Annotated in this window: 2 protein-coding genes; both read left to right on the top strand. The window is 73.2% G+C overall.

The features are described 5' to 3' along the window. A partial coding sequence (locus PROKR_RS22190; RefSeq protein ID WP_169736518.1) for an archaeosortase/exosortase family protein occupies nt 1-547 on the top strand: 547 nt, incomplete at its 5' end. Continuing rightward, complete coding sequence (locus PROKR_RS22185; protein ID WP_245605929.1) at nt 544-1,881, top strand: glycosyltransferase; 1,338 nt, start codon at nt 544-546, stop codon at nt 1,879-1,881. The genes PROKR_RS22190 and PROKR_RS22185, both read left to right, overlap by 4 nt. The last annotated feature ends 12 nt before the right edge of the window (nt 1,882-1,893 follow it).

The raw sequence follows: 1,893 nt of genomic DNA, 5'->3' as shown, positions 1-1,893 counted from the left end.
CGCACCGCGCCCCCGGTCCGGGGGCGCGGTGCTCCGCGCGCTGCTGGCGATCCCGGTCGCCGCGCTGGGCGTCGCCATCGTGCTCGGGACGGACCGGTTCCGGTACGGCGAGGCGCACCTGACGGCCTGGACGCTGGAGCACGTGCTGCGGCGTCCGGCCTCGGTGCCGTCACCCGAGGCCGTCTTCTACTACCGGGCCGAGGCCGACCCGGTCCCGGTCTGGGGCGGTTTCACCATCACCGAGGAGTGCTCGGCGGCCTGGTTCGTGGGCGGCGTGCTCGTCGCCACCGCACTGCTGCTCGTGCTGTGGCGGCGGGCGCGCGCCGCCCGCCTCCTGGTCGCGAGCCCGGTCACCGCCGTGCTCCTGGTGGTGGTCAACACCGCACGCATGGTCCTGATCACCGAGGCCACCGTGCACTGGGGCGAGACCGGCTTCGGCTGGGCGCACACGGTGGGCGGCTCGATCCTCATGATCGCCACGCTGTGCCTGTGCGCCCTGCTGTTCGCCCGCATCGCCCTGCTGCCCCGAGAGGCCGGCCGCCCGTGAGTCTCGTCAGTCTTGTCGCCACGCTGATCATCACGTCCTCGATGGCCTACTTCGTGCTCCTGGTGGGCTCTGGGCTCAAGGCGATCCGCCGCACCGGCACGCGCCTGGACCACCTGGGCGCCACCGAGTACGGCACCGGCCCGACGACCGAGGCGGCGGCGCTCGCCGTCTACTTCCTGGTGCCATGCCTCGACGAGGCCGAGGTCATCGGCCGCACCGTGGCCGGGCTGACGATCAACCCGGGCACGACCACCGTCGTCGTCGACGACGGGTCGGACGACGAGACCGCCGCCCTGGCGCTCGCCGCCGGCGGCGCTCGGGTGGAGGTCGTCCGCCGGGACCTGCCGCACGCCCGCCAGGGCAAGGGCGAAGCCCTGAACGCGGGCCTCGCGCGGGTGCGCGAGATGGTCGCGACCCGCGGCCAGCACCCCGACCAGGTGGTGGTGTGCGTGATGGACGCCGACGGGCGGCTCTCGGAGCATGCCCTGGACCACGTGCTGCCGCTGTTCGACCGGCCGCACGTGGGCGGCGTCCAGCTCCAGGTACGCATCCGCAACCGCGACTCGTTCCTGACCCGGTTCCAGGACTTCGAGTTCTGGGGCGCGTCCAGCGTGACGCAGATCGGCCGCTCGGCCACGGGCACCGTCAGCCTGGGCGGCAACGCGCAGTTCAGCCGCCTGTCCGCCCTCGACTCGGCCGGCGAGCGCCCCTGGACCGACTCCCTGACCGAGGACCTCGACCTCGCCATCACGCTCGCCCTGCGCGGCTGGGAGCTGACCACCACGCCGTTCGCCGCCGTCGAGCAGCAGGCAGTGGAGAAGGTGCCGCTGCTGCTGCGCCAGCGCACCCGCTGGTACCAGGGCCACCTGATGACGATCAAACGCCTGCCGGAGATCTGGCGCTCGCCCCACCTGTCGCACGTCGCGGCGCTCGAGCTGTCGTTCTACTGTCTGTCCCCCTGGATCCTGACGCTGCCCTGGTCGATCCTGTTCCACGTCTGCCTGGGCGACCTGATCCTGAACGGGTCGGCCCTGCTGGACTTCGCCTCGACCCCCGTCGCCACGGCCGTCGTGGTGCTCGCGTGGTACCTGCTCGCGTTCGCGCCCGCGGTGTTCAACGGGGTCCTGTACTGGCGCCGCGACCGCCGGGTGGGCCTGTGGCGGGGCCTCGCCATGGGCAACTACATGGTCCTGACCAACTACCTGTCCTTCGCGTGCGCCTGGAAGGCGCTCGCCCGCGTGCTGCGCGGGGAGACCGCCTGGGCCAAGACCGCCCGGACGCGCGAGACCCCCGAGCCGGCCCGCGCCCTGACCAGGCCGGCGGTCGCCTCGTGACGGGGCGCCTCC

Origin of the sequence: Promicromonospora kroppenstedtii DSM 19349, from assembly GCF_000515355.1 — a bacterium.
Classification (GTDB): domain Bacteria; phylum Actinomycetota; class Actinomycetes; order Actinomycetales; family Cellulomonadaceae; genus Promicromonospora; species Promicromonospora kroppenstedtii.
The sequence above is the reverse complement of the archived record's forward strand: the minus strand, read 5'-3'. Positions and strand labels throughout refer to the sequence as shown.